At 69.6% G+C, this 25,719-nt stretch carries 25 protein-coding genes; 10 read left to right on the forward strand and 15 right to left on the reverse strand.

Annotated features, from left to right (window positions below; translation table 11 throughout):
• The first annotated feature begins 141 nt into the window (after positions 1–141).
• Both AC3A3J_RS09300 and AC3A3J_RS09305 read left to right on the forward strand, forming a co-directional pair.
• Positions 142–1,740 carry an ABC-F family ATP-binding cassette domain-containing protein gene (locus AC3A3J_RS09300; RefSeq protein WP_487673090.1) on the forward strand — a complete coding sequence of 533 codons (1,599 nt, stop codon included), beginning with the start codon at positions 142–144 and terminating at the stop codon, positions 1,738–1,740.
• Positions 1,741–1,780: 40 nt separating this feature from the next.
• Positions 1,781–2,356: a pyridoxamine 5'-phosphate oxidase family protein gene (locus AC3A3J_RS09305; RefSeq protein WP_487672009.1), complete on the forward strand. Its 576-nt coding sequence runs from the start codon at positions 1,781–1,783 to the stop codon at positions 2,354–2,356.
• Between the two features lie 26 nt (positions 2,357–2,382).
• Here AC3A3J_RS09305 and AC3A3J_RS09310 read toward each other — a convergent pair whose 3' ends face one another.
• Genes AC3A3J_RS09310 through AC3A3J_RS09325 form a run of 4 tightly spaced genes read right to left on the reverse strand, consistent with a single transcriptional unit; the run spans position 2,383 to position 4,357 of the window.
• Positions 2,383–3,192, reverse strand: coding sequence for an SURF1 family cytochrome oxidase biogenesis protein (locus AC3A3J_RS09310; RefSeq protein WP_487672010.1), 810 nt, complete (start codon positions 3,190–3,192; stop codon positions 2,383–2,385).
• Positions 3,189–3,383, reverse strand: coding sequence for a hypothetical protein (locus tag AC3A3J_RS09315; RefSeq protein WP_487672011.1), 195 nt, complete (start codon positions 3,381–3,383; stop codon positions 3,189–3,191). Before AC3A3J_RS09315 ends, AC3A3J_RS09310 begins: the two co-directional genes overlap by 4 nt.
• The gene (locus AC3A3J_RS09320; RefSeq protein ID WP_487672012.1) at positions 3,380–3,742 is read right to left on the reverse strand and encodes a DUF3099 domain-containing protein; all 363 of its coding nucleotides are present in this window, start codon (positions 3,740–3,742) and stop codon (positions 3,380–3,382) included. Before AC3A3J_RS09320 ends, AC3A3J_RS09315 begins: the two co-directional genes overlap by 4 nt.
• A gap of 51 nt (positions 3,743–3,793) precedes the next feature.
• Complete coding sequence (locus tag AC3A3J_RS09325; RefSeq protein ID WP_487672013.1) at positions 3,794–4,357, reverse strand: DUF4190 domain-containing protein; 564 nt, start codon at positions 4,355–4,357, stop codon at positions 3,794–3,796.
• 142 nt (positions 4,358–4,499) lie between these two features.
• Here AC3A3J_RS09325 and fabG point away from each other — a divergent pair, with 142 nt between their 5' ends.
• Positions 4,500–5,210, forward strand: a complete 711-nt coding sequence (fabG, locus tag AC3A3J_RS09330) for a 3-oxoacyl-ACP reductase FabG (RefSeq protein WP_487672014.1) — start codon at positions 4,500–4,502, stop codon at positions 5,208–5,210.
• A gap of 65 nt (positions 5,211–5,275) precedes the next feature.
• Here the strand turns inward: fabG and serB are convergent, their stop codons facing one another.
• A complete protein-coding gene (serB, locus tag AC3A3J_RS09335; RefSeq protein WP_487672015.1) occupies positions 5,276–5,911 on the reverse strand; it encodes a phosphoserine phosphatase SerB in 636 nt (211 codons plus the stop codon).
• 47 nt (positions 5,912–5,958) lie between these two features.
• Positions 5,959–7,203 carry a glucose-1-phosphate adenylyltransferase gene (locus AC3A3J_RS09340; protein ID WP_487672016.1) on the reverse strand — a complete coding sequence of 415 codons (1,245 nt, stop codon included), beginning with the start codon at positions 7,201–7,203 and terminating at the stop codon, positions 5,959–5,961.
• 46 nt (positions 7,204–7,249) lie between these two features.
• Between AC3A3J_RS09340 and glgA the strand changes: the two genes are divergently transcribed.
• The 3 genes from glgA (at position 7,250) to AC3A3J_RS09355 (ending at position 9,587) form a co-directional block, all read left to right on the forward strand.
• The gene (gene glgA / locus AC3A3J_RS09345; RefSeq protein WP_487672017.1) at positions 7,250–8,434 is read left to right on the forward strand and encodes a glycogen synthase; all 1,185 of its coding nucleotides are present in this window, start codon (positions 7,250–7,252) and stop codon (positions 8,432–8,434) included.
• 17 nt (positions 8,435–8,451) lie between these two features.
• Positions 8,452–9,249 (forward strand): ABC transporter ATP-binding protein, encoded by a 798-nt coding sequence (locus AC3A3J_RS09350; RefSeq protein ID WP_487672018.1) that lies wholly within the window; start codon positions 8,452–8,454, stop codon positions 9,247–9,249.
• A gap of 80 nt (positions 9,250–9,329) precedes the next feature.
• The gene (locus AC3A3J_RS09355; RefSeq protein WP_021200734.1) at positions 9,330–9,587 is read left to right on the forward strand and encodes a type B 50S ribosomal protein L31; all 258 of its coding nucleotides are present in this window, start codon (positions 9,330–9,332) and stop codon (positions 9,585–9,587) included.
• Between the two features lie 155 nt (positions 9,588–9,742).
• On the opposite strand, the gene AC3A3J_RS09360 is transcribed toward AC3A3J_RS09355, so the two are convergent.
• Both AC3A3J_RS09360 and AC3A3J_RS09365 read right to left on the reverse strand, forming a co-directional pair.
• Positions 9,743–10,999 (reverse strand): alpha/beta fold hydrolase, encoded by a 1,257-nt coding sequence (locus AC3A3J_RS09360; RefSeq protein WP_487672019.1) that lies wholly within the window; start codon positions 10,997–10,999, stop codon positions 9,743–9,745.
• Between the two features lie 37 nt (positions 11,000–11,036).
• Positions 11,037–13,034 (reverse strand): DUF262 domain-containing protein, encoded by a 1,998-nt coding sequence (locus AC3A3J_RS09365; protein WP_487672020.1) that lies wholly within the window; start codon positions 13,032–13,034, stop codon positions 11,037–11,039.
• 175 nt (positions 13,035–13,209) lie between these two features.
• Here AC3A3J_RS09365 and AC3A3J_RS09370 point away from each other — a divergent pair, with 175 nt between their 5' ends.
• Complete coding sequence (locus AC3A3J_RS09370) at positions 13,210–13,983, forward strand: hypothetical protein (protein WP_487672021.1); 774 nt, start codon at positions 13,210–13,212, stop codon at positions 13,981–13,983.
• A 187-nt stretch (positions 13,984–14,170) separates the two neighbouring features.
• On the forward strand, positions 14,171–14,674 hold the full coding sequence (locus tag AC3A3J_RS09375) for a DUF3145 domain-containing protein (protein ID WP_487672022.1): 504 nt from the start codon (positions 14,171–14,173) through the stop codon (positions 14,672–14,674).
• A gap of 40 nt (positions 14,675–14,714) precedes the next feature.
• Here the strand turns inward: AC3A3J_RS09375 and yczR are convergent, their stop codons facing one another.
• Positions 14,715–16,118 (reverse strand): MocR-like transcription factor YczR, encoded by a 1,404-nt coding sequence (gene yczR, locus AC3A3J_RS09380; protein ID WP_487672023.1) that lies wholly within the window; start codon positions 16,116–16,118, stop codon positions 14,715–14,717.
• A 95-nt stretch (positions 16,119–16,213) separates the two neighbouring features.
• Between yczR and yczE the strand changes: the two genes are divergently transcribed.
• Entirely contained in the window at positions 16,214–16,885 is a 672-nt protein-coding gene (yczE, locus tag AC3A3J_RS09385) for a membrane protein YczE (protein WP_487672024.1), read from the forward strand.
• Between the two features lie 60 nt (positions 16,886–16,945).
• Here yczE and AC3A3J_RS09390 read toward each other — a convergent pair whose 3' ends face one another.
• From AC3A3J_RS09390 to aceE, 6 genes are all read right to left on the reverse strand, one after another.
• Positions 16,946–18,181, reverse strand: a complete 1,236-nt coding sequence (locus AC3A3J_RS09390) for a beta-ketoacyl-[acyl-carrier-protein] synthase family protein (RefSeq protein ID WP_487672025.1) — start codon at positions 18,179–18,181, stop codon at positions 16,946–16,948.
• A 99-nt stretch (positions 18,182–18,280) separates the two neighbouring features.
• On the reverse strand, positions 18,281–18,529 hold the full coding sequence (locus AC3A3J_RS09395; protein ID WP_314647770.1) for an acyl carrier protein: 249 nt from the start codon (positions 18,527–18,529) through the stop codon (positions 18,281–18,283).
• A 68-nt stretch (positions 18,530–18,597) separates the two neighbouring features.
• Positions 18,598–19,599, reverse strand: coding sequence for a beta-ketoacyl-ACP synthase III (locus AC3A3J_RS09400; RefSeq protein ID WP_487672026.1), 1,002 nt, complete (start codon positions 19,597–19,599; stop codon positions 18,598–18,600).
• Positions 19,596–20,516, reverse strand: a complete 921-nt coding sequence (locus tag AC3A3J_RS09405; RefSeq protein ID WP_487672027.1) for an ACP S-malonyltransferase — start codon at positions 20,514–20,516, stop codon at positions 19,596–19,598. Before AC3A3J_RS09405 ends, AC3A3J_RS09400 begins: the two co-directional genes overlap by 4 nt.
• A gap of 97 nt (positions 20,517–20,613) precedes the next feature.
• Complete coding sequence (locus AC3A3J_RS09410) at positions 20,614–21,816, reverse strand: PucR family transcriptional regulator (protein ID WP_487673091.1); 1,203 nt, start codon at positions 21,814–21,816, stop codon at positions 20,614–20,616.
• Positions 21,817–21,848: 32 nt separating this feature from the next.
• On the reverse strand, positions 21,849–24,575 hold the full coding sequence (gene aceE / locus AC3A3J_RS09415) for a pyruvate dehydrogenase (acetyl-transferring), homodimeric type (RefSeq protein WP_487672028.1): 2,727 nt from the start codon (positions 24,573–24,575) through the stop codon (positions 21,849–21,851).
• 258 nt (positions 24,576–24,833) lie between these two features.
• On the opposite strand from aceE, the gene AC3A3J_RS09420 reads away from it, so the two are divergent.
• Positions 24,834–25,703 (forward strand): hypothetical protein, encoded by an 870-nt coding sequence (locus AC3A3J_RS09420; RefSeq protein WP_487672029.1) that lies wholly within the window; start codon positions 24,834–24,836, stop codon positions 25,701–25,703.
• Positions 25,704–25,719 lie beyond the last annotated feature (16 nt).

Genomic DNA, 25,719 nt, shown 5'->3' on the forward strand with positions numbered 1-25,719 from the left:
GGCACGGGGCATCCCTCCGCGGTATCGACCACATCCCTCTGCGGGGTGATCTCGGGGCGTGGGGCGGACTCACGAACGGGCCGCATATACTGGGGGGCTGGCCGCTCGGCCTCCCTCCACTTGAACGAACGGACGTTAGCTGTGCTCGCCGTGCACGAACTCGAGATCCGCGTGGGCGCACGCCTGCTCATGCAGGACGTGTCGTTCCGCGTCGCCGATGGCGACAAGATCGGTCTCGTCGGCCGCAACGGCGCGGGCAAGACCACCCTCACCAAGGTGCTCGCCGGCGATGGGCTGCCCTCGGGCGGCAAGGTCACGCGGTCCGGCGAGCTGGGCTACCTTCCCCAGGACCCGCGTTCGGGGAACCCCGAGGACCTCGCGCGCACCCGCATCCTCGACGCGCGCGGGCTCGGCCAGCTCAACCTCGGCATGACCGAGGCGTCGCTCGCGATGGGATCCGACGACCCTGCGGTCGCGGCGAAGGCCATGAAGCGCTATGCCGCGCTCACCGAGAAATTCGAGGCCCAGGGCGGGTACGCGGCCGAGGCCGAGGCGGCGTCCATCGCGCACAACCTCTCGCTGCCCGACCGCATCCTCGACCAGCCGCTGTCGACCCTCTCGGGCGGTCAGCGTCGTCGCATCGAGCTCGCACGCATCCTGTTCTCCGATGCGCAGACGATGATCCTCGACGAGCCGACCAACCATCTCGACGCCGACAGCGTCGTGTGGCTGCGGGAGTTCCTCAAGAACTACAAGGGCGGGCTGATCGTGATCAGCCACGATGTCGAGCTGGTGGGCGAGACGGTGAACCGCGTGTTCTACCTCGATGCCAACCGCCAGGCCATCGACATCTACAACATGAACTGGAAGAACTACCTGCGTCAGCGTGCCGCCGACGAGGAGCGCCGCAAGAAGGAGCGGGCGAACGCCGAGAAGAAGGCGACGACGCTGCAGCAGCAGGCCGCCCGCTTCGGTGCCAAGGCCTCGAAGGCCGCCGCGGCGCACCAGATGATCGCGCGCGCCGAGAAGCTGCTCGCAGGTCTCGACGATGTGCGGCAGGAGGACCGCGTGGCCAAGCTCCGGTTCCCGAAGCCGGCGCCGTGCGGCAAGACCCCGCTCATGGCCTCCGGACTGTCGAAATCCTACGGCTCGCTCGAGATCTTCACCGACGTCGACCTCGCGATCGACCGCGGATCGAAGGTCGTCGTGCTCGGCCTCAACGGTGCAGGCAAGACGACGCTGCTGCGGATGCTCGCCGGAGTCGACCAGCCGGACACCGGGCAGCTCGAGCCGGGCCACGGCCTGAAGGTCGGGTACTACGCCCAGGAGCACGAGAACCTCGACGTGCACCGCTCGGTGCTCGAGAACATGGTCTCGGCGGCGCCGCACATCACCGAGACCGAGGCGCGCAAGGTGCTCGGATCGTTCCTGTTCACCGGCGACGACGTGCTGAAGCCGGCCGGTGTGCTCTCGGGCGGCGAGAAGACGCGACTGTCACTGGCCACCCTGGTGGTGTCGTCGGCGAACCTGCTGCTGCTCGATGAACCGACGAACAACCTCGACCCGGCCTCCCGTGAGGAGATCCTCGGAGCCCTCGCGCACTACGAGGGCGCCGTCGTGCTCGTGTCGCACGATCCGGGGGCGGTGCAGTCGCTCAACCCCGAGCGTGTGCTGATCCTGCCCGACGGTGTCGAGGACATCTGGAACCAGGAGTACCAGGACCTCATCGAGCTCGCCTGAGTCGCGACCGACCCGGGTCGGGCGATGGCATAGTCGAGGGGTGAGTGTCCCTTCCACATCCCCCGAGCTGACCGCCTGGCTGCGCGCCCTGCCCGCCCAGCGCGGAGTCGCCCCCACCCTCGACACATCCGCGCTTCCGGATGGCCCCGAACCGCTGTTCGAGCAGTGGATCCGGGCTGCCGTCGCTGACGGGGTCGCCGAGGCGCACGCCGCGACGCTCGCGACCGTCGACGAGCGGGGCCTGCCGGATGCGCGCACGCTCATCCTCAAGAGCGTCGACGAGCGCGGCTGGGCCTTCGCGAGCACGCGGGAGTCTCGGAAGGGCGCGCAGCTCGCCGCCCGCTCGGCGGCGGCGCTCAACTTCTGGTGGCAGCCGGTCGTGCGCGCCGTGCGCGTGCGCGGGCGGGTCGAGGAGGCCTCGCGCGAGGAGAGCGCGGCCGACCTGGCGGCCCGGTCGCCGGCGGCGCGGGAGGCGGTCGGGGCGGACGAATGGGTGCTGTGGCGGGTCGTTCCCGAGCGCATCGAGTTCTGGCAGGGGGCGCGCGACCGGCATCACACGCGCATCGTCTACACGCGCGACGGGGGAGCCTGGTCGCACACGGTCGCGCAGGACTGACAGCGCGCGACCGCGGCGGCCGCGGCTCAGCGCGCGTCGAGCAACTCGTCCTCGACATCGGCATCGCGGTCGCGGCGGCGCGAGGCTCGGACCGGCTGCGGAACGCCCTCGGTTTCCTCGCGGTGCTTCACGATCTCGGTGCGGATGATGTACACGATGAAGATGAAGCCCATCAGCGCGAACAGGATCCACTGGATGGCGTACGACAGGTGGGGCCCGGGGTCGTCGGTGGGCGACTCGAACCCGCCGAGGGGCGCTCCCGCCGGGTCTTCCGAGACGAGTTGGCCGTAGGCGGCGGTGAGTACGTCACCGCCCACGAGGTCGGCGATGGTCGGCAGGTTGATCGTCGGCACCTGCCCCTCGGGGGCACCGCGACCGGACGCCGGCACCTGTTCGCCGGTGCGCAGCCGGACGGTCACCTCGACCTCGCCCTGCGGCGGAGCGGGGACGGCATCCGGCGCCTCGCCCTCGCCGGGCGGCACCCAGCCGCGGTCGACGATGAACACCCGGCCGTCGACGTCGCGGAACGGAACCAGCACCTCGAACGCGCTCGTTCCGCCGTGCGGGCGGTTGCGCACGAGCAGCTGCTCGTCGGCGAGATACTCGCCGCGCAGCACGACGGGGTGCCACTCGTCCTGCGGGTCGAGCACGTCATCCGGGCCGACGAGGTCGCCGAGCGGAACGGCCGGCGCATCATAGTTGCGCTCGACCAGCTCGATCTGGGCGACGCGCGACTCGTTCCGCTCGAACTGCCAGTGGGACAGGAAAGCGCAGGCGATCGCGAAGCCGATCGCGATCAGCACGTAGACGCTCCACCGGACCGCACGATTGCTCATGACGGCACCCCGTCGCGGACGGCGACCGGGAAGTCGCGGGCGGCGAGGTAGTCGCGCAGGAACCCGACGTGCTCCTCGCAGGCGAGCCAGATCTTCTCGCGGTCGGCAGCGTGGATGCGCGGGTTGCGCCAGACGACCTGCTTCGTGGCCGCGCTCCGACAGCCGGCGCGCGAGCAGACGAGGTCGGTCACGACCGGTCCTGCGGCTTCTCGTGGATGGTGAAGATCTGCGGGTCGGAGGCGGGGGCGCTCGGCCGCGGACGCTCGGGCGCCGGCGCCGGGGCCTCAATCTGCTGCAGGGGCGACTCCGCCGCCGTCTCGGTGCTGTCGCTGCCGGCGTTCGCGAAGACCACCGCGATGTAGGGGAGGACGGCGGCGGCGATCGCGAAGACCCAGGTGTACCAGCCGTAGGGCTGCACGAGCGCCATGAGCGCGAAGCAGACGATACGGATGGTCATCGTGATGGCGTAGCGGCGCACACGATGGTCGCCTTCCTCGCGCGGGGACTGCGGGAGGGAGGTGACGGCGGGGACGTCGCGCTTGCGGTTCACGGTACCTCCAGCCTACGCCGGTGGGAGCCCGGGAGAGCCCGCGCGACGGATTCAGCTGGCGTAGATCCAGGGGAGGGTGAAAGCGCCGACAGCGAGGAAGCTCGCGACGATGATGCCGATCGTCAACACCCCGATGCCGATCACCACGTAGCCGATGATGAGGCCGGCGAACGCCATGCCGCGGCCGCCGAGCGAGGGGTCCTCCTTCGTGCGCTTCAGTGCCATGTGCCCGGTGATCACCGCGACGATCGAGGCGAGCGCCGGGATGAAGAGCCAGCTCAGCAGGAAGCTCGCGAGGCCGCACACGAGCGACGTCACGGCGAGTCCGCTCGTCGGGCGCGGTGCGGCATAGAGCGGGTAGGCGCCGGGCGCGTACGTCTGCGGTGCGGCGTACCCGGGGGTCGCGCCGTAACCGGGTCCGGCGGCGGAGCCGTAGGGCTGCACGGGGCCGGGCGCCGGCGGAACGGGGCCCGGCGCCGCCGGAACGGGGCCCGGCGCCGCCGGGGGATACGCCGGTGCGGCACCCGGATACGCCTGGTACGGCTGTGCCGATGGGGCGGGAGGGGGAGTGTACGCGGGGCCGCCCGAAGACGGAGGGGTGCTGTAATCGCTCACGCGGATAGGCCTTTCGTCGAAGCCAGGGTGGCAGGGCGTCGATGGCCTGTCAAACGTCCGGCGCTCGATGAGCGGATGCGGTGATCGATAGGATCGGAGCGGTCCGGATGCCCCGGCCCGAGATCTTCAGGAGCGAATGAACATGAGTGAGCAGCGCGTCGTCCTCGTCACCGGAGGCAACCGCGGTATCGGACGCGCGATCGCCGAGCGCTTCGTGCGCGAGGGGTACCGGGTCGCCGTGACGGCTCGCAGCGGTGAGGGCCCCGAGGGCACCCTCACCGTCCGGGCCGATGTCACCGACGCGGCGGCCGTCGATGCCGCGTTCACCCAGGTGGAGCAGGAGCTCGGACCGGTCGAGATCGTCGTGGCCAACGCCGGCATCACGAAGGACACGCTCCTGCTGCGCATGAGCGAGGACGACTTCGACAGCGTCGTCGCCACGAACCTCGGCGGAGCCTTCCGCGTCGTCAAGCGGGCGTCCAAGGGCATGCTGCGTGCACGGTTCGGACGCGTCATCCTCATCTCCAGCGTGGTGGGCCTGTACGGGTCGGCCGGTCAGATCAACTACTCGGCCTCGAAGAGCGCGCTCGTCGGTTTCGCCCGGTCGCTCACCCGCGAGCTCGGTGGACGCGGCATCACCGCGAACGTCGTCGCCCCCGGCTTCATCGAGACCGACATGACGGCAGAGCTGCCCGAGGAGACCCAGAAGCAGTACAAGGCGAACATCCCCGCCGGCCGGTTCGCGAGCTCCGACGAGGTCGCCGGGGTCGTGACCTGGCTGGCCGGCGACGATGCCGCCTACATCTCGGGCGCCGTCATCCCCGTCGACGGAGGACTCGGCATGGGTCACTGACCCTCGCCGTCGGAGGGCGCTCGTCACCGTCTCGACGGGCGCCGCGACCGACGTCCGACCGCTGCTCAGGGGAGCAGGGGGATGACCTGAGCCAGGTCCTGCGGGCCGACGACGAGGCTCGCCGCCCGCCGAACGGCCGGCTTGGCGTTGAAGGCGATGCCGAGACCGGCGACGTCCATCATCCGCAGGTCGTTCGCGCCGTCGCCGATCGCGATCGTCGCGCGCGCGGCGACACCGAGCTCGCGCGCCCACTCCTGCAGGGAGGCCGCCTTCGCCTCGGCATCGACGATCGCGCCGTCGACCTCGCCGGTCAGGGAGCCGTCGGCCACGGCGAGGCGGTTCGCGCGCCAACGGTCGACACCGAGCGTCGGCGCGACCTGGTCGAGGATCTCGTGGAAGCCGCCCGAGACGACGCCCACCACGCCGCCCCGATCGTGTACGGCGGCGGTCAGTTCGCGCACGCCCGGCGTAGGCTCGATGCGGGCGCGCACGCGTTCGAACGCGCCGACCGACACGCCGCGCAGGGCCGCCACGCGTGAGCGCAGGCTCGTCGAGAAGTCGATCTCGCCGCGCATCGCCGCCTCGGTCGCCGCCTGCACTTCCGGTCCGCGCCCCGCCTCATCGGCGAGGAGTTCGATCACCTCGTTGCGGATGAGCGTGGAATCGGCATCGAGGACGACGAGGAAGCGCGCAGCAGTCACTCCACGAGCCTAGCGAGCGCAGCACGCGCGCCCGACCGCGTGACGCCTCACCGCTCGATGAACATGCCCTTGCCCACGACGGTGATGCCCGTCTCGGTGACGGTGAAGCCGCGGGCGAGGTCGCGCTCGCGGTCGACCCCCACGGTCGCACCGTCGGCCAGCACCACGTTCTTGTCGAGGATCGCGCGGTGCACGCGCGATCCGGCGCCGACGTGCACGTGATCGAAGACGACCGAGTCGGTGATCGTCGACCCGCCGCCGGCGAGGGTCCATGGACCGACGACGCTGCGCTCCAGATGCGTGCCGGAGAGCACGGACCCGAGCGAGACGATCGAGTCGATCGCATTGCCGATGCGACCGACCGAGTCGCGCACGAACTTCGCGGGCGGCGAGTTGACGGTCTGCGAGTGGATCGGCCAGGCGGTGTTGTACAGGTTGAAGATGGGCAGCGTCGAGATGAGGTCCATGTGGGCGTCGAAGAACGACTCGATCGTGCCCACGTCGCGCCAGTAGGACCGGTCGCGCGGAGACGACCCCGGCACCTCGTTGCGCTTCATGTCGTAGAAGCCGGCCTCCCCGCGATCGACGAAGTACGGCACGATGTCGCCGCCCATGTCGTGGCCGGAAGTGGGCGACTCGCCGTCCGCCTCGACCGCGGCGATCAGGGCGTCGGCGTCGAAGACGTAGTTGCCCATCGATGCGAGCACCTCGTGCGGAGCATCCGCCAGACCCTGCGCGTCGGTCGGCTTCTCGAGGAAGGCGCGGATGCGGGTCGGGTCGTCCGGGTCGGCGTCGATCACCCCGAACTGCGACGCGAGCGCGAGCGGCTGGCGGATGCCGGCGACCGTCGCCTTGGCACCCGACTCGATGTGCGCGTCGATCATCTGCTGGAAGTCCATGCGATAGACGTGGTCGGCGCCGATGACGACGACGATGTCGGGCTTCTCGTCGGTGAGCAGGTTCAGGCTCTGCAGGATCGCGTCGGCCGAACCCGAGAACCACCGCTTGCCGAGACGCTGCTGCGCCGGAACCGACGTGACGTACGAATCGAGCAGCGCGGACATGCGCCACGTCTGCGAGATGTGACGGTCGAGGCTGTGCGACTTGTACTGGGTCAGCACGACGACCTGCCGCAGCCCCGAGTTGATGAGGTTCGAGATCGCGAAGTCGATCAATCGGTACTGTCCGCCGAATGGAACCGCGGGCTTGGCGCGGTCGGCCGTGAGGGGCATGAGGCGCTTGCCCTCACCGCCGGCGAGGATGATGCCGAAGATCTTCTTGGGTGCGGACATGAATCCACATTAGAGGCGATCCGCCCGCCTGTACTAGCGTTCTGGCATGCGAGTCGAAATGATCACCAAGGAGTATCCGCCGGAGATCTACGGCGGTGCGGGGGTGCATGTCGCCGAACTCGTCGCCGCGCTGCGGCGCACCACCGACGTCAGCGTCCGCGCCTTCGGCTCGCCGCGCGACGAGGAGGGGACGTCGTCGTACCGGGCGCCGGCCGAGCTGAGCTCCGCCAACGCCGCTTTGCAGACCCTCGGCACCGACCTCGAGATCGTCGCCGCTATCGAGAACGCCGACATCGTGCACAGCCACACGTGGTACGCGAACTTCGCCGGGCACCTGGCGTCGCAGCTGCACGGCATCCCGCACGTGCTCACCGCGCACAGCCTCGAACCGCTCCGCCCCTGGAAGGCCGAGCAGCTCGGTGGCGGCTATGCGGTCTCCAGCGGGATCGAGAAGCTGGCCTACGAGAACGCCGCCGCGATCATCGCGGTGAGCGCGGGCATGCGCGCCGACATCCTCCGCAGCTATCCGCAGGTCGACCCGGAGCGGGTCCGCGTGATCCACAACGGCATCGACGTCGAGCGCTGGCGTCCGACGCGCGACCCCGAGTTCCTCGCATCCGTCGGCATGGACCCCGACCGCCCGTCTGTCGTGTTCGTCGGGCGCATCACCCGCCAGAAGGGGCTGCCGTACCTGCTGCAGGCGGCGCGACTGCTCCCGCCCGAGGTGCAGCTCATCCTCTGCGCCGGCGCACCGGACACCCCCGAGATCATGGCGGAGGTGCAGGAGGGCGTGCGCCTGCTCCAGCAGACCAGGGAGGGTGTCGTCTGGATCGAGCGGATGCTTCCGCGCGAGCAGCTGTCGGCGATCCTGACCGCCGCGACGACCTTCGTGTGCCCGTCGGTGTACGAGCCGCTCGGCATCGTCAACCTCGAAGCGATGGCGTGCGGGGCGGCGGTCGTCGGGACGGCGACCGGGGGCATCCCCGAGGTCGTCGACGACGGAGTGACCGGCCGTCTCGTGCCGATCGAGCAGGTGCAGGATGGAACGGGCACTCCGGTCGACCCGGAGCGGTTCGTCGCGGGCCTCGCGGCGGTGCTCACCGAGGTCACGGGCGATCCCGACCGTGCGCGGGCCTACGGTGAGGCGGGTCGTGAGCGTGCGACGCGCGAGTTCAGCTGGGCGTCGATCGCCGACACCACGCGGGCGCTCTACGCGGAGCTGACGGCGTGAGCCGATAGGCTGGGGCCATGCCGATCGCTCTGGACTTCACCGATGTCGTCGTGCGCCGCGACGGGCGCAACATCATCGACCACGTGACCTGGCAGGTCGCCGACGACGAGCGCTGGGTGGTCCTCGGCCCGAACGGGGCGGGGAAGACCACGCTCCTGCAGCTCGCCGACACGCTGCTGCATCCGACCTCCGGCACGGTGACCGTGCTCGGCGAGACGCTCGGCCGCACCGACGTGTTCGAGGTGCGTCCGCGCATCGGCTTCGCCTCGTCGGCGATGGCCCGGCGCATCCCGCGCGACGAGACGGTGCTGAACACCGTGCTCACTGCCGCGTTCTCGGTCCTCGGTCGCTGGAACGAGGAGTACGAGGGCATCGACGAGCGCCGAGCCCTGCGCGTGCTCGCGGACTGGAAGCTCGACCACCTGGCCGATCGCACGTTCGGAACGCTCAGCGACGGCGAGCAGAAGCGGGTGCAGATCGCCCGTGCAGTGATGACCGACCCCGAGCTGCTGCTGCTCGACGAGCCGACCGCGTCGCTCGACCTCGGTTCGCGCGAAGAGCTGCTCGGCCTGCTGAGCGGATACGCCTCGTCGCCCACGACGCCGGCGATGCTGATGGTGACGCACCACGTCGAGGAGATCCCCGTCGGGTTCACGCATGTCATGCTCATCCGCGACGGCGGCGTCGTCGCGGCGGGCCCGCTGGCCGACACGCTGACGGCGGAGAACCTCACCGACGCGTTCGCGATGCCGATCACCCTCACATCGGACGGCGGGCGGTACGCCGCCCGCGCCGCATCCGGACACGGCGTCTGATAGAATCGACCCTCGGTGCTCTCTGCACCGCAGACTTCCCTCGTCCCTGGCACAATCCAGGGCAGCAACTAAGGAATCCCATGAAGACTGACATCCACCCCGAGTACAAGGCCGTCGTGTTCCGCGACCTCGGTTCGGGCGAGACCTTCCTCACCCGTTCGACCGTCTCGAGCGACAAGACCATCGAGCTGGACGGCGTGGAGTACCCCGTCATCGACGTCGAGATCTCCTCGGCCTCGCACCCGTTCTACACGGGCAAGCAGCGCATCATGGACTCGGCCGGTCGTGTCGAGAAGTTCAACCAGCGCTTCAAGGGCTTCGGCGGCTCCTCCAAGTAAGGACCCGTCCACGACGAAGGCCCCGCACTCCTCGGAGTACGGGGCCTTCGTCGTCTCCGCCCCCATTGCGCGGCTCCGGTCGCGCGAACGGCTCGTCTCGGAGCTGAGAAGAGCCGTTCGTGCGACCGGAACGGCGGGCGGCGCGCGGAGAGGGGTCAGCGGATGCGGCGGCCGTGCGCGAGGTCGATGAGGCGCGTGAGCACCCCGCCGCTGCGGAGGCCGTTGTGCTCGTGCTCGCTCGTCTGCCAGAGGTGCACCCCGGGCAGGAGGCGTGAGGTCTCGAGTGAGAACTCGTAGGGCACGTACACGTCGTTGACGTAGACGGCGGCGGCGCCGCTCGCCCCGGAGGATGAAATGGCCGCGGCGTCGTAGACGCGTGGCCATGCGAACTCCGCGAGCTCGAGCGTCACCTCGCGCCACGGCCGGAACGCCGGCACGGTCTCGGTCCATTCGCGGCGGACGTGCTCTCCGGTGAACAGCGTCACGTCGTCGCGGAAGTCGTCGGGCTCGACGCGCTCCGCCGACCACCTCGTCGCGTGGCCGTCGGCGTAGCTCGACTCGTGGAAGGCGAAGTACAGCGGGTTGCGGCCGCCGTAGGGCATCGCCGCTGCGAGGTCATGGCGGAAGGCGTTGGTGGTGGGATCCAGTTCGAGCAGCGACCACACGGTTTGCCATCCCGCATCGGTGCCGAGCGCCGAGCCGAACGAGCGCAGCCGCGACGGAGATACCACCTCGCCGTCTGGAAGCACGATGTCTCCCGCCACCGCGCGGTCGACGAGCCGCCGCATCGCGTCGCGATGGGCGGGGAAGCGGTGGTAGTAGCGTTCCGAGGCGTCGCGCATCTTGTCGTAGCAGAGCGCGTACACGTCGTCGGGGTGGCGCCCGATCGCGCTGAGTCCACCCGTGATGAAGACGTCGGTGAGGGAGTCCGCGTGCGTCGACAGGTAGGCCAGCGTGGTGAAACCGCCGAAGGACTGCCCCAAGACGCTCCACCGCTCCGCGCCGAGGTGGGCGCGCACCGCTTCGCAGTCGCGCACGATCGCGTCGGCCCGCAGATGCGTCAGGTGCTCGGCGACGGCGGATGCTCCGCGCGCGAGATCGCCGTCGGACACGGGCGTCGAGCGCCCCGTACCGCGCTGGTCGAGCAGCACGACGCGGTAGTGGGCGAGGGCCTCGTCGAGCCACGCCGGCCCCGAGGGGGAGTGGAAGGGGCGGGGGGCTTCGTGGCCGGGGCCGCCCTGGAGGAACACGAGGTAGGGGAGCGTCTCGCCCCCCTCGCGCGTCACCACGGCGGCGAATACGTCGATCGTGCGGGTGTCGCGGGGGTCGTCCCAGACCAGCGGCAGGGTGAGCGTGTGCTCGTCGACGGTCAGATCCAGAAGGCGGCGGCGCGTGGTGGTGGTGGTGCTCACCGTCCGAGTCTAACGAGGGGGGACTCGGCCCCGCGGGTCACATCACGTTGCCGATGTAGGAGTACTTGACGAACACTTCCGACGCGATGCCGGCCTCGTCGAGCACGCCCTGAACCGCGCTCATCATGTAGTTGGAATCCCAGCCCATGTAGAGGTGATGCCCCTCGCTGAGCTCGTCCCACTGGCCCTTCCAGGCGGTCTCGGCGTAGATCGGTCCGCCGTGGGCCGCCGAGTACGACAGGGCCGCGGCGCGGGTGTCGGTCCAGGCGCGTCGCATGACGCGGTTGAACAGCGCCCGCACATCGGCGACCTCCCACCGCTCGCCGCGGTACTCGACGTAGTCGAACTCGCGTTCCCAGCCGGCCGGCCAGCCGCGCCGCCGCACCGCATCGAGGATCGGCGTGAGGCCGTCGTCGTCGATCTCCGGCAGTGCCGGACGCGCCCAGATGCGTAGCAGATCGGCGGTGAGCCGCACGGTACGACGGGTGATCTCCGCCGTCGTCCACGCTTCGACCTCCTGCAGTGCCCGCGTCTCGGCCACGGCGCTGCGGGCATAGGCATCCGTCGCCTTCCTCGGGAACGACTCGCCGAACACCCGCTCGGCCAGGTGCTGCTCCAGCAGGGTGAGGTTGCCCAGGGTCGGGGCGAGCGCGCGGTGGCTGTTCTGCTCGTCGTCGCTGTACTCGCTCCACGGGCGTACGCCGTCGCCCGACCAGGTGTCGCCCGGCACGGCGGGGACGATGTGCTCGACGTCGAAGTCGTCCGTGTCGGCGACGCCCTCGAGCCGCCCGAGCACGTAAGCGGCGTAGGGCAGCTCGCTGTACTTGAGCACGGCGCTGACGCGCTCGTCGGACGGGGTGATCCGTGCGAACGCCCGGGCGAGCGCGTCGCGTCCCTCGGTCCGCGCGCGGCAGAGGCGCGCGACGAGCCGCTCGTTCGGAAGATTCACGAGCGTCCGGCGCAGATAGAGGGCCTGCAGCCATTCCAGGGTCTCGATGAGCTCGTCGCGGGCGATGAGCCCTCGCGCATGATCGCTGTAGGCGGCGAGCACGAGAGGGTAGGAGCCGCGACCGAAGGTGTTGACGAAACGCAGCTGCCGGGCGATCTCGGCGTCGGGCTCGCGGGAGGGGTCGAGCAGGATGCCGTAGATCTCGGCGTAGTGCCGCCACACCGCCGCATCCGCCTGCAGGTGGTCGACGTCGACGTGCGGGAAGGAACGGCGGAACGCGCTGTAGACGCCGTGCTCGCCGTTCGCCGCGAGCTCTCGACCCGTCGTCATGACGAGGTAGTGCCGCCAGAACGCTCCGATCGTCTCGCCCGTGTGCTGCTCGATGGGGAGCCAGAAGCGGGCTTCCACGTCGAGCTGCTCGGTGTGGGTGAGCCCCATGAGGATGTAGTTGTGGATGAGTTCGTGGTCGCGCAGCGGCTCGCCCGTGGAGTTCAGACTCTCGAAGATCTGCTGGGCGTTCGCCTCCGGCCCGAGAGTGATCGAGACGTGTTCGAGGCGGCGCAGGCCGCGCCAGATGCGCGGCACCTCGTCTGGGTGCACCTGGCTGCGGAAGAAGGCGTAGTTGTCGTCGAACCGGGATTCGCGGTCGGCGTCGTCGCGGAGGTCCCGCACCACGGACTCGTAGAGCGAGGCCCAGGCATCGTGCGGACGGAGCTTGGTGCGCGTGGGATCGTCGGTGCGCAGCAGCACCCGGGCGAGCTCGGCGGCGAGAGCGGGGTCGTCGTCGCGGATGCTGTGGTGCAGGGCGGCCACGAGGAGCATGAGCGTTGTGATGCGCTGCTGGCCGTCGATCAGGATGAGATCGTCGTCGTCGCCGTCCTGCGCCGAGAGGATCGAGCCGAGGAAGTGCCGGTGGGTCTCATCGGCGTCGGCGGCGGCGCGGATGTCGGAGAGCAACCGCTCGCAGCCGCCGATGTCCCAGCGGTACTGCCGCTGATAGACGGGTACGACGATGGTGGTGGAGCCCGCCGCGAGCCACTCGATCGTGTTGACGGCCGTCGCCTCGACGTTCGTGGCGGTGCTCATATCGGTGTCTGTCCTCCTGTACCGCGTGCCGCCCGGGACCCGGCCCGGCACCCTGTCGAGTCTATTCGGTTATTCACGGCGGCCTCCGGGGCGCGTGACGGGGGCGCTGTTAGGCTTGCCTTATCAGGGCCTGTTAAAACGTGCTGGCCCCCGATGAAAGGAACATGACTCGATCATGGGATACATCAAGTCCAAGGCGCTGGAGGAAAAGGGCTTCGTCGTCCTCGACAGCTACAACCAGGAGCTCGACCCGAAGGAATGGCTCGACATCGAGTACAACGACTGGAAGTCGTCGGGTGACACGCGCTTCGCGCCGCTCGCCAGCGCTTTCGGCGACATCGAGTGCAACGGCTTCTGGAACCACAAGCCGCCGCGCACCGACAAGGACGGCGTCTGGATCGAATCCCAGACCGCCAAGGCGCCCAACCTCACGCGCCGCGCGCAGGAGCCCGGCGCCAACGTCGGCCGCTGCCGCGTCATCGAACTGCAGCCGACCCCGTACGGCGACTGCCTGTACAACCTCCACCAGGATGACAACAACCGGCTGAACCCCGACGGGACCGGATGGGTCGTCCGCGGCTTCTTCAACCTCACCGACGACAAGGACAGCTACTTCGTCCTGCGCGAGAACCGTACCGACCCGAGCATCGAGTACCGCATCGCTCTGCCGGCCGGCGCGCAGCTGATCGTCGACACGCAGCGCCTGTGGCACGCCGCCACGCACAACGGCACCGAGCCGCGCTACTGCCTCATCACCTCGTGGACCTCGGGCCCCGAGCTCGACGCCTACATCGAGAAGTACCACGGCACCGACGACGTCCCGAACGTCGAGGTCCCGCAGGACGTGCTGGAGCACGGGTACGCCGAGCAGGCCCGCAAGGACGCCGCCCGTGCCGCCTACTACGCGGCCAAGGGCCAGCAGGTGAAGCAGGCGATGAGCGAGGCGTGACGGCACGCCGGAGCTGATGCTCACGACGACGGCCCCGGTCCCTCTCGGACCGGGGCCATCGTCGTGGAATCACATGCTTGTGATTCCACGTGTCGTCAGGGAGAATGAGGGCACAACCGCATATCAGCCGCCGCTTTTCGTCGGTTCAGGTCGTAGGGGAAGACGCACCTGATGAAACGGAGAGATCATGGCGACGCCTTACGCACGCGGAGTGGTGTTCATCCACTCCGCCCCTCGCGCGCTCTGCCCGCACCTCGAATGGGCGGTGGGACGCGCTATCGGTCGTGCGGTGAACTTCGAGTGGACCGACCAGCCGGTGCTCGACGGCGCCCGCCGTGCCGAGTTCTACTGGGACGGTCCGGCCGGTACGGGCGCTGCTCTCGCGACGGCGATCCGCGGGTGGGAGCATCTGCGGTTCGAGGTGACCGAAGACCCGACGCCCCGGAGCGACGGCGGCCGATGGTTGCACACGCCGGACCTCGGCATCCACTACGCGCAGACCGACGCGGCGGGCAATATCGTCATCGGCGAGGATCGCATCCGATACGCCATGGAGATCGCGGCGGGCAACGTCGCAGAGCTGCAGCGCGAGCTGGACGTCGCGCTGGGTACCGCGTGGGACGACGAGCTCGAACCCTTCCGCCACGCCAGCGACGACGCGCGCGTCGTCTGGCTCCACAAGGTCGGCTGAACCGCCCGCCGGGGTCCGCCGAGCGGCCCGCCGCAGTCCGTCAGATCACCGCGGCGTGCGCGAGCTCGCGGAAGCGGGTGGGGAGTCCGCCCTGCACGGCGACCCACGCCCGGCGCATGCGCTCCAGCGCCTCCGCCGTGCGGTCGGGTGGGAGCGTGATCGGGATGCGCAGCCGCCGCTCCAACACACCGCCGGTCGTGAAGCGCGGGCCGGGCGGGAGGATGAGATGCTGCTCGCGAGCGGCGAGCGAGAGGCGGGTCGACACGGGGGCGCCGAGATCGACCCAGGCCGAGAGGCCGCCCGGCGTGGTCGGCATGTGCACGCCGTCGAGTTGCGCAAGGCCGCGCTGCACGGCGTCTCGACCCGCGCGCAGGCGTTCGCGCACATGCGAGAGCAGTGCGGGCATGTCGTCGAGAAGCTCGACCGCGATGCACTGCTCGAGCAGGGCGGTGCCGAGTTCGAAGGACGGCCGCACGGCGAGCAGACGGTCGATGAGGTCGCGCTCGGCGCGGATCCAGCCGATCCGCATCCCGCCCCACGCGATCTTCGACATCGAGCCCACCGTGATCACCCGCGGGTCGAAGGCGGCGACCGGCGTGTAGGAGCCCTCGCGGTCGATGTCGAGTTCGGCGGTGGTCTCGTCGACGACGAGGTGCGTGCCCGCACTGCGTGCCGTGGCGGCGATGCGCGCCCGCTGATCGTCGGGGAGGGATGCACCGGTCGGGTTGTGGAAGTCGGGGATGAGGTAGGCGAGGTGCGGACGCGCCTCGAGCAGCGATGCGGACAGGTGATGGCGATCCCAGCCGTCGACGTCGACCGGGGTGGGCAGCAGGCGGTACCCGTGCCGCTGCAGGGCTTCGAGGGCGTGCGGGAAGGTCGGCTGCTCGACCAGCGCCCGTTCACCGCGACGCCCGATCGTCGAGAGCACGAGGTTGAAGGCGTTCAGGGCACCCGAGGTGATCATGATCTGGTCGGCCGAGGTCACAACGCCCCGGCGGGTGAATCGAGCCGCGACCGCGTCGCGCAGCTCCGGCATTCCCTGCAGGGAGTAGCCGCTCGTGCCGCGGAGAGCGGCGAGGCGGGGGAGCGAGCGCACGGTGGCGTCGTACAGGCCAGGGGTGGAGTCCATGGAGGCGATCGAGAGATCGATCGCATTCGCATCGTCGCGGACGGCCGGCCCGAGGGTGGTGTGCGGGAGGGTGATCCGGGTGCTGCCGCCGTGCAGGCGCGACACGAAGCCGTCGCGCTCGAGCAGGCCGTACGCCCGTGTGATCGTCGAACGCGATCGCCCGAGCTCGAGGGCGAGCGCGCGTTCGCTCGGCAGGCGCTCTCCGACGGTCAGACGGCCGTCGAGAATCAGGGCGCGGATGTGACCGGACAGGGCCGAGGCCGACACTCCGGCGACGTTCTCCGCACCGAGCTGGGCGACGAGACGGGAGGTCATGAATCCAGAATGCCGCAAAGTGGACTGTGATAGCGAAGCCAGTTTGCGAGGAGTGGCACCGCCCGGTCGCCACCCGCCGGGTCCACGATGGAGGGATGCACCTCCGCTCGATCCTGCTCCCCGTGACGGCTGTCAGCCGGCGCGACTTCGTGGAACGCCTGCTGCAGCTGCTCGTGGGCCTCGGCCTGTACGGCGTCGCACTCGGCTTCATGGTGCGCGGCGGAATCGGCGTCTCGCCGTGGGACGTGCTCGCGCTCGGCGTCGCCGGCACCTCCGGCCTCGGCTACGGAACCGTCACGGTGCTGGTCTCGATCGCCGTGCTGCTGCTGTGGATCCCGCTGCGGCAGCGCGCGGGCCTCGGCACCCTGCTCAACGCTCTGCTGGTCGGTCTCACGGCGGACCTGGCGCTCCTGATCATCCCGGAGCCGCCGTCGGTGTGGGTCGGAGCACCGATGTTCGTCTTCGGCATGGTCTTGCTCGCCTTCGCCACGGGCCTGTACATCGCGGCCGATTTCGGCCCGGGGCCCCGCGACGGTCTGATGACGGGACTGGTGCGGGTCACCGGCTGGCCGGTATGGATCGCGCGCACGGTGCTCGAGGGCGGCGTGCTGCTCATCGGATTCCTGCTCGGCGGGCCGGTCGGCGTCGGCACGGTGCTCTTCGCCTTCGGCGTCGGGCCGCTCATCGGGATCTTCCTGCCGTGGATCACGCGTCTGCGTACCGCGCGCTCCGCGAAGCTCGCGGCGGAGGTCGCGGTGACGCGCTGATCCGCCGCCGACGAGAACGGCCCCCGGAATGCTCCGGGGGCCGTTCTCGTGCTGTCGACGTCAGGCGCTCGCGAACACCGCGACCGCGTTGTGGCCGCCGAATCCGAAGGAGTTGCTGATGGCGATCTGCGGGCCGTCGCCGAGCGGGGTGGGCTCGGTCGAGAGACGGAAGGGCACCGCGGAATCCTGCTCGGTCATGTTGATGGTCGGGGGAGCGACACGATCGCGCAGGGCGAGGAGGGCGAAGATCGCCTCCAGTGCGCCGGTGCCGCCGAGGAGGTGACCGGTCGACGCCTTCGTGGCCGACACGGGGATCTCGTCGAGACGCTCGCCGAACACCTTCTTCAGTGCCACGTACTCGTTCGGGTCTCCCACGGGGGTCGAGGTGGCGTGGGCGTTGATGTGGGTGACCTGGTCGGCGGTGATGCCCGCCTCGGTCAGCGCCTGGGTCACGGCGCGCGCGGCGCCGTTGCCCTCGGGGTCGTTGCCGGTGATGTGGTACGCGTCGGCGGTGACGCCGCCGCCCAGCACGTAGCCGTAGATCTTCGCGCCACGTGCCTTGGCGTGCTCCTCGGTCTCGAGGATGAGCGCGGCGGCGCCCTCGCCCATGACGAAGCCGTCACGGTCGATCGCGCCGGGGCGCGACGCGTGCGCCGGGTCGTCGTTGCGACGGGACAGGGCCTGGGCCGAGGCGAACGCCGCCATGGTGATCGGGTGGATGGCCGACTCGGTGCCGCCGGCGATGACGACGTCGGCGAGGCCCTCCCGCAGGTGGTGGAAGGCGTGGATGATCGACTCGGTGCTCGAGGCGCACGCGCTGACGACGGTCTGCGCGTACGCGCGGGCGCCGAACTGCAGCGAGAGGTTCCCGGCGGCCGCGTTCGGCATCAGCATGGGAACGGTCAGCGGCATGACGCGGCGGGGTCCCTTCTCGCGCAGGGTGTCCCAGGCGTCGAGCAGGGTCCAGAGGCCGCCGATACCGGTGGCGAAGTCGACGCCGAGGCGTTCGGGGGCGACCTCGGGCGAACCCGCATCCTCCCACGCCTCGCGCGCGGCGATCAGCGCGAACTGGGACGACGGGTCGAGACGCTTGGCCTCGTGGCGCGGCAGCACCTCTTCGGGGCGGACCATGGCCTCGGCCGCGAAGGTGACGGGGAGGTCGTACTCCTGCACCCAGTCGTGCTCGAGGGTGCGGGTGCCGGACATGCCGGCGAGCAGGTTGGTCCAGTTGTCAGGAGCAGTCCCGCCGATGGCGGACGTGGCGCCGATGCCGGTGACGACGATGCGCTGGGTCATGGGTGTGGTTCCTTGTCGAGCGGGATGCGGGATGCGGGATGGGGAGGGCAGGACGGAGGATGCCACGCCCCGGCGAACGGGGGTGGCATCCTGCGCGTCTTACTCCTGGCCTGCGACGATGAAGTCGACGGCGTCGCCGACGGTCTTCAGGTTCTTCACCTCGTCGTCGGGGATCGTGACGCCGAACTTCTCCTCGGCGTTGACGACGATCGTCATCATCGAGATCGAGTCGATGTCGAGGTCGTCGGTGAACGACTTCTCGAGCGCGACCTCGGAGGCGTTGATGCCCGTCTCGTCGGTGATGAGCTCTGCGAGGCCGGCGAGGACCTCATCCTTGGTGAAAGCCATGTGGTCTTCCTCTTTCTTGCGGGTTGTTTTCGGAACCGTGGAACAGTCTAGGGAACGTCCGTGCCCGCTCAGGGGAGCACGACCACCTGAGCCGCGAACACGAGCCCGGCACCGAAGCCGATCTGCAGGGCGAGACCGCCCGACAGCTCGGGGTGCTCGGCCATGAGGCGGTGGCTGGCGAGCGGGATCGACGCGGCGGAGGTGTTGCCGGTGGTCTCGATGTCGCGCGCGATCACGGTGGTCTCGGGCAGTCCGAGCTGCTTCGCGAATTCGTCGATGATGCGCATGTTGGCCTGGTGCGGAATGAAGGCGGCGATGTCGTTCGCCTCCACGCCGGCGCGCTCCAGTGCCTGCCGCGCGACCTTCGCCATCTCCCAGACGGCCCAGCGGAACACGGTCTGCCCCTCCTGGCGCAGCGTCGGCCACGGCGTCTCGCCGTCACGGAACTGCGTGAGAGTGCTGTTCATGCCGACGGCATCCGCCTTCGATCCGTCCGAACCCCAGACAGCGGGTGCGATCCCCGGGGTCTCGCTCGGGCCGATCACCGCGGCACCCGCACCGTCGCCCAGCAGGAACGAGATGCTGCGGTCGGTCGGGTCGACGATGTCGGAGAGCTTCTCGCTGCCGATCACGAGGGCGTAGCGCGCAGCACCGGCGCGGATGAGCGCGTCGGCCTGGGTGACGGCGTACGCGTACCCGGCGCAGGCGGCGTTCACGTCATAGGCGGCGGCGGGGTTGGCGCCGACGCGGTCGGCGACGATGGCCGAGACCGACGGGCTCTGCTTGGGGTTGCTGATGGTCGCCACGATGACCAGGTCGATCTGATCGGCGGGGATGCCGGCCTTCTCGATCGCCTCTGCGCCCGCCTCGGCGGCGAGGTCGATGGCGTCGGTCTCCTTGTCGGCGCGCACGCGAGTGATGATGCCGGTGCGCTGGCGGATCCACTCGTCGCTCGAGTCGATGGGGCCGACGAGGTCGTCGTTCGGCACGGCGTTCTCACCGCGCGCCGCACCGTAGGAGTAGATGCGGGTGTAGGCGGGGCCGGACGCCTGCGACAGGGTGGCGCTCATGCGGCTTCTCCGTTCAGCAGCGCGACGGCCGCGTCGAGGTCTTCGGGGGTCTTGACGGCGACGGTGGGCACGCCGCGCAGACCGCGCTTGGCGAGGCCCGTCAGCGCGCCGGCGGGCGCGAGTTCGATCAGGCCCGTGATGCCCCGATCGGCGAACGACGACATGCACAGGTCCCAGCGCACGGGGGAGGATACCTGGTCGACGAGGTACGAGAGGGCCTGAGAACCGCTCTCCACGACCGATCCGTCGCGGTTCGTCCAGAGGGTGAGCGCGGGGTCGCGCGGTGCGACGTCGGCGACGGCGTCGCGGAGGGCGGCGACAGCCGGGGCCATGAAGTCGGTGTGGAAGGCGCCGGCGACCTGCAGCGGGATGACACGGGTTCCCTTGAGCGGTTCGGCGGCGAGGGCGTCGAGGCCCGCGAGCTCGCCGGCGACGACGAGCTGGCCGCCGCCGTTGTAGTTGGCGGGGGAGAGCCCCAGCTCGGTGAGGCGCGCGAGGATCGCGTTCTCATCTCCGCCGAGAACGGCGCTCATGCCCGTCGGGGTCTGCGCGGCGGCGTCCGCCATGGCGCGCCCGCGGATGCCCACGAGCCGCATTCCCGTCACGTCGTCGATCACGTCGCTGCCCACCAGCGCCGCGATCTCGCCGACGGAGTGCCCGGCGATGCCGTCGGCGCGGCGGCCGGCGCGGGCGACCAGTGCGGAGCCGGCGACGAGCGAGGCGGCGACGATGAGCGGCTGAGCGATGCGCGTGTCGCGGATGGTGTCGGCATCCGACACGGTCCCGTGCTCACGCAGGTCGACGCCGGCGGCGTCGGAGTACGCGGCGATGCGCTCGGCCACACCGTCCAGCTCGAGCCAGGGGGCGAGAAAACCAGGGGTCTGCGAGCCCTGACCAGGGCATACGACGACAATCACCAGACCAGTCTGCCAACGATCGCGGTCGGACGGTGGATGATCCGTCACAAGATTCCGGCGAACCCTTGTGTGTGGCGTACAGCCGATGGTGCCCGTTTCAGCGGGGGGCGCGCCGTGACGCGGGGCGACGTCTGGTCGGATCCGCGGTGCCGATCGACCCGAGGATGAGCGCGGTCTGCAGGATCAGCGCCTCGCGCGGGCCCGTCGCATCCCACCCGATGACTTCACTGACGCGCTTGAGGCGGTAACGCACGGTGTTGGGATGCACGAAGAGCTCGCGCGCCGTCGCCTCCAGCGACCGGCCGTTGTCGAGGTAGCTCCACAGCGTGGTCACGAGATCGGTGGAGTGCGCCTGCAGCGGGCGGTGGATGCGCTCGATCAGCGTCTGCTTCGCCAGGGGGTCGCCCGCGAGAGCGCGCTCGGGCAGCAGATCGTCTGCCTCGACGGGGCGAGGAGCGCCGCGCCAGGCGCGTGCGACGGCGAAACCGGCGAGGGCGGCACGCGCGCTCTGGCTGGCATCGACGAGGGCGGCGACAGGCGGACCGAGCACGACGAAGCCGGGGCCGAACGACGGCTCGAGCCGGGTCGCGATCTCGAGGAAGCTCAGCTCGTCGTCGTCGGTGTCCTTCTCCTGCTCCTCGTCGCGCGCACGGCCCAGCACGAGCACGAGCCTCGACCCCTGCACGCCGATCAGCACGTCGACCGACAGCTTGCGCGCCGTGCGTCGCACCTGATCGACGTCGAACTGCGGCGGCGTCGTTCCGACGAGCACCGCGACCTCGCCGTGCCCGTGCCAGCCGAGGGCGGCGATCCGGCTCGGGAGCTCCTCGTCGGCCTCTCCGGTGAGGATCGAGTCGACCACGAGCGCCTCGAGACGCGCATCCCAGAGCCCGCGGGCCTCGGCGGCGCGTGCGTACACGTCGGCGGCAGCGAACGCGACGTCGCGCGAGTACAGCAGGATCGCCTCGCGCAGATCCTCGCCGCGCCCCGCCACGCGCTCCTCGGTCACCTCGACCGTGACCCGGATGAGCTGCAGCGTCTGCTGCAGGCTCACGCTGCGCAGCAGCTCACGCGGCGCGGCCGCGAAGATGTCGGCCGCGATCCACGGAGTGGAGGTGGGGTCGTCGTACCACTGGATGAACGACGTGATGCCCGCCTGTGCCACCAGCCCGACCGCAGAGCGGCGGGCTGGTGGCATGTCGGCGTACCAGGGGAGGGTGTCCTCCAGCCGCTTGATGGTCACCGAGGCGATGTCGCCGGAGATCCGGCGCAGCCAGGTGAGCGTCGCGGCCTTGTCCATGCCGACGGGCGTGGGGCCTGTCACGGAAGGGCTCAGCTCTCGCCGCCCGCGTTGCCGCTGGTGCCGGCGTTGACGTCGTGCAGCGAGTACTTCTGGATCGCCTGCGCGGCCAGCGAGCGGTCGACGACGCCATCCTCGGCCAGAGCCTGCAGCGTGCGCACCACGATCGACGGGCCGTCGATCTTGAAGAACCGTCGCGCCGCGGCACGGGTGTCGGAGAAGCCGAAGCCGTCGGCGCCGAGCGTCGCGAAACGCTGCGGAACCCACGGGCGGATCTGGTCCTGCACCGCGTGCATGAAGTCGCTGACGGCGACGACCGGACCCTCGGCGCCCTGCAGCTTCTGCGTGAGGTAGGCCGTGCGGGGCTCTTCCTCGGGGTGCAGGAAGTTGTGCTCGTCGGCGGCGAGGCCGTCGCGGCGCAGCTCGGTCCACGAGGTGACAGACCACACGTCGGCGATCACGCCCCAGTCGTTCTTGAGCAGCTCCTGCGCCTCGAGGGCCCAGGGGAGTCCGACGCCCGAGGCGAACAGCTGGGCGCGGGGGCCGTCGCCCTCGCCGACCGAGACGCGGTGGATGCCGCGCACGATGCCGTCGACGTCGACACCCTCCGGCTCGGCGGGCTGCACGAGGGGCTCGTTGTAGACGGTGATGTAGTACATCACGTTCGGGTCCTCGTGCTCGCCGCCGTACATGCGCTCCAGGCCCGAACGCATGATGTGCGCGATCTCGTACCCGTATGCCGGGTCGTACGACACCGTCGCCGGGTTGGTCGCGGCGAGCAGGTGCGAGTGGCCGTCGGCGTGCTGCAGTCCCTCACCCGTGAGGGTGGTGCGACCGGCGGTGGCGCCGATGATGAAGCCGCGCGCCATCTGGTCGCCCGCCGCCCACTGGGCGTCACCCGTGCGCTGGAAACCGAACATCGAGTAGAAGAGGTAGATCGGGATGAGCGGCTCGCCGTGCGTGGCGTACGACGTGCCGGCCGCGGTGAAGGCCGCGAGGGCACCCGCCTCGTTGATGCCGACGTGCACGATCTGGCCCTGCGGGCTCTCCTTGTAGGCCAAGAGCAGTTCGCGGTCGACCGAGGTGTAGTGCTGGCCGTTCGGGTTGTAGATCTTCGCCGTCGGGAAGTACGCGTCCATCCCGAACGTGCGCGCCTCGTCGGGGATGATCGGCACGATGCGGTGACCGAAGTCCTTCGACCGCAGCAGATCCTTCAGCAGACGCACGAACGCCATGGTGGTGGCGATCTCCTGCGTGCCGGAACCCTTCTTCGGCAGCGCGTACGCCTTGTCGTCCGGCAGGTCGAGACCGACGTGCGTCGAGCGGCGCTCCGGAAGGAAGCCGCCGAGCGCGCGACGCCGCTCGAGCATGTACTGGATCGTCTCGTCCTGGGCGCCGGGGTTGTAGTACGGCGGCAGGTACGGGTTCTCCTCGAGCTGCGCATCCGTGATCGGGATGTGCATGGCGTCGCGGAACGTCTTGAGGTTGTCCAGCGTCATCTTCTTCATCTGGTGGGTCGCGTTGCGGCCCTCGAAGTGCGGACCGAGGCCGTAGCCCTTGACGGTCTTCGCGAGGATGACGGTGGGCTTGCCCTTGTGCTCGGTCGCGGCCTTGAACGCGGCGTACACCTTGCGGTAGTCGTGACCGCCGCGCTTGAGGTTCCAGATGTCGTCGTCGGAGTAGTCCTTGACGAGGGCGGCAGCGCGCTCGTCGCGGCCGAAGAAGTGCTCGCGGATGTACGCGCCCGACTCGGCCTTGTAGGTCTGGTAGTCGCCGTCGGGGGTGACGTTCATGAGGTTGAGCAGCGCGCCCTCGGTGTCGCGGGCGAGCAGGTCGTCCCATTCGCGGCCCCAGACGACCTTGATGACGTTCCAGCCGGCGCCGCGGAAGAACGACTCGAGCTCCTGCACGATCTTGCCGTTGCCGCGCACCGGGCCGTCGAGGCGCTGCAGGTTGCAGTTGACGACGAAGGTGAGGTTGTCGAGGCCCTCGTTCGCCGCGACCTGCAGCTGTCCGCGGCTCTCGACCTCGTCCATCTCGCCGTCGCCCAGGAAGGCCCAGACGTGCGACTGCGACGTGTCTTTGATGCCGCGGTTCTCGAGGTACTTGTTCGACATCGCCTGGTAGATGGCGTTGATCGGGCCGAGACCCATCGACACCGTCGGGAACTGCCAGTAGTCGGGCATGAGGCGCGGGTGCGGGTAGGAGGGCAGGCCGTTGGGGCCGTGCGACTTCTCCTGGCGGAAGCCGTCGAGCTGCTGCTCGGTCAGGCGTCCCTCGAGGAAGGAACGGGCGTAGGTGCCGGGGGAGGCGTGGCCCTGGATGAAGATCTGGTCGGCGCCGCCGGGGTTGTCCGCACCCTTGAAGAAGTGGTTGAAGCCCACCTCGTACAGGGCGGCCGACGAGGCGTAGGTCGAGATGTGGCCGCCGACGCTGATGCCGGGGCGCTGCGCGCGATGCACCGTGATCGCCGCGTTCCAGCGGATCCAGGCGCGGTAACGGCGCTCGACCTCTTCGTCGCCCGGGAACTCGGGCTCGTTCTCGGGCGCGATGGTGTTGATGTAGTCCGTGGTGGGGACCATCGGGACGCCGAGGTGCAGCTCCTTCGAGCGCTTGAGCAGGCTCAGCATGATCTCGCGACCACGGCCGTGCCCCTTCGCGTCGACGAGCTCGTCGAGCGACTGCTGCCACTCACCCGTCTCTTCCGGGTCGCTGTCGAGAGAGTCCTGAGAGTACGGATCCTGATCGTGGACGGTCACGGGGAGCCTTTCGTCAAGCTGGCAGGTCATGCCGAGGAAACGGGAAGCGACGCGGGCAGCCTTGTCGACTGTGCACAACGCGCGCCGACCTCAGCCTAGCCCTCTTGGACGATCCGGGCGCGCATCCGAGGATCGCCGGGCGCCTGCCCACCGCCCGCCGGCTCTGAGGGGCGACCGAGTAGTATTGCCCTACCACTGGGGAGTGGTCGGGACCGAGCAGAACGCTGTACGTGAGGCGACAAGCATCCGGAGCACCCGATGAATGACGAACACCATGATGATGTCCGCGCGCGCGACGACGCGAACCGCGACTACTTCCTGACGCTCGCTTACGGAAGATTCTCGCTCGACGGTTTGCCGGGAATGGCCTTCGTCACAGCCCTGCTTCTGGGCGTGGACGTCATACCGCTCGCCTCGATGGTCCTGGCTCATGGCGAGCGCATATTCGAGCCGTGGTTCGGGAGCCACCTCGTCCTCCTCGGACTCAGCCTGCTCCTCTGCCTCCTCGGCGCCGCCAAATCATGGGTCTTCCGATTCCAGGTTCTGTCCACCGCACTGATGGCGTGCCTGGCCGCCGTGGGTTGGGTCTACGCGTTGAGTCTCATGATGCTGTCGATCGCCTCGACGGTGGAGGATCCGGCGGGTGGGGCGATGTTCTCGGTGCCGCTTCTCACTGCCCTGGGAGCGGGCGGAACGGTGGTCGTGCTCGGCGCACTGGTCGCGCACATGTGGCTGCTTCGCAGGCGCTTACGCCACGGCCATTCGCCTGAACGGACGCTCGCCAATCTCGGTAAGGCGATGCGCGCAAGGGGTCCGAAGGCCGCTCTGGCAGTGGTCGGTGCAGCATTCGTGGTCGTGAATGTGGCCACGAGGGGCGAGTACCTCGTGCTGATATCGGGGACGTTCGGGTTCTTCGTCGTTGCGGCGGTCGCCCCGTCATTGCTCGTGGAGCTCGTGTACCTCACGTATCTGAAGTCCCGAAACCACGAGTTCTGGGAAGAGGCTTCGCCTCCGCGAATGATCGACCGAGGTGCCATCGCCGCGGTCTTGAAGCAGGTCGGCAAGTGGACCCTGATCGTTCTCGCGGTCTGCTTCGTCCTGGTGCTGTTGAGTAAACCGTCCGACTAGGTGCCGCCACAGACAG

The sequence above is a fragment of the Microbacterium sp. Soil_N32 genome, from assembly GCF_057655505.1.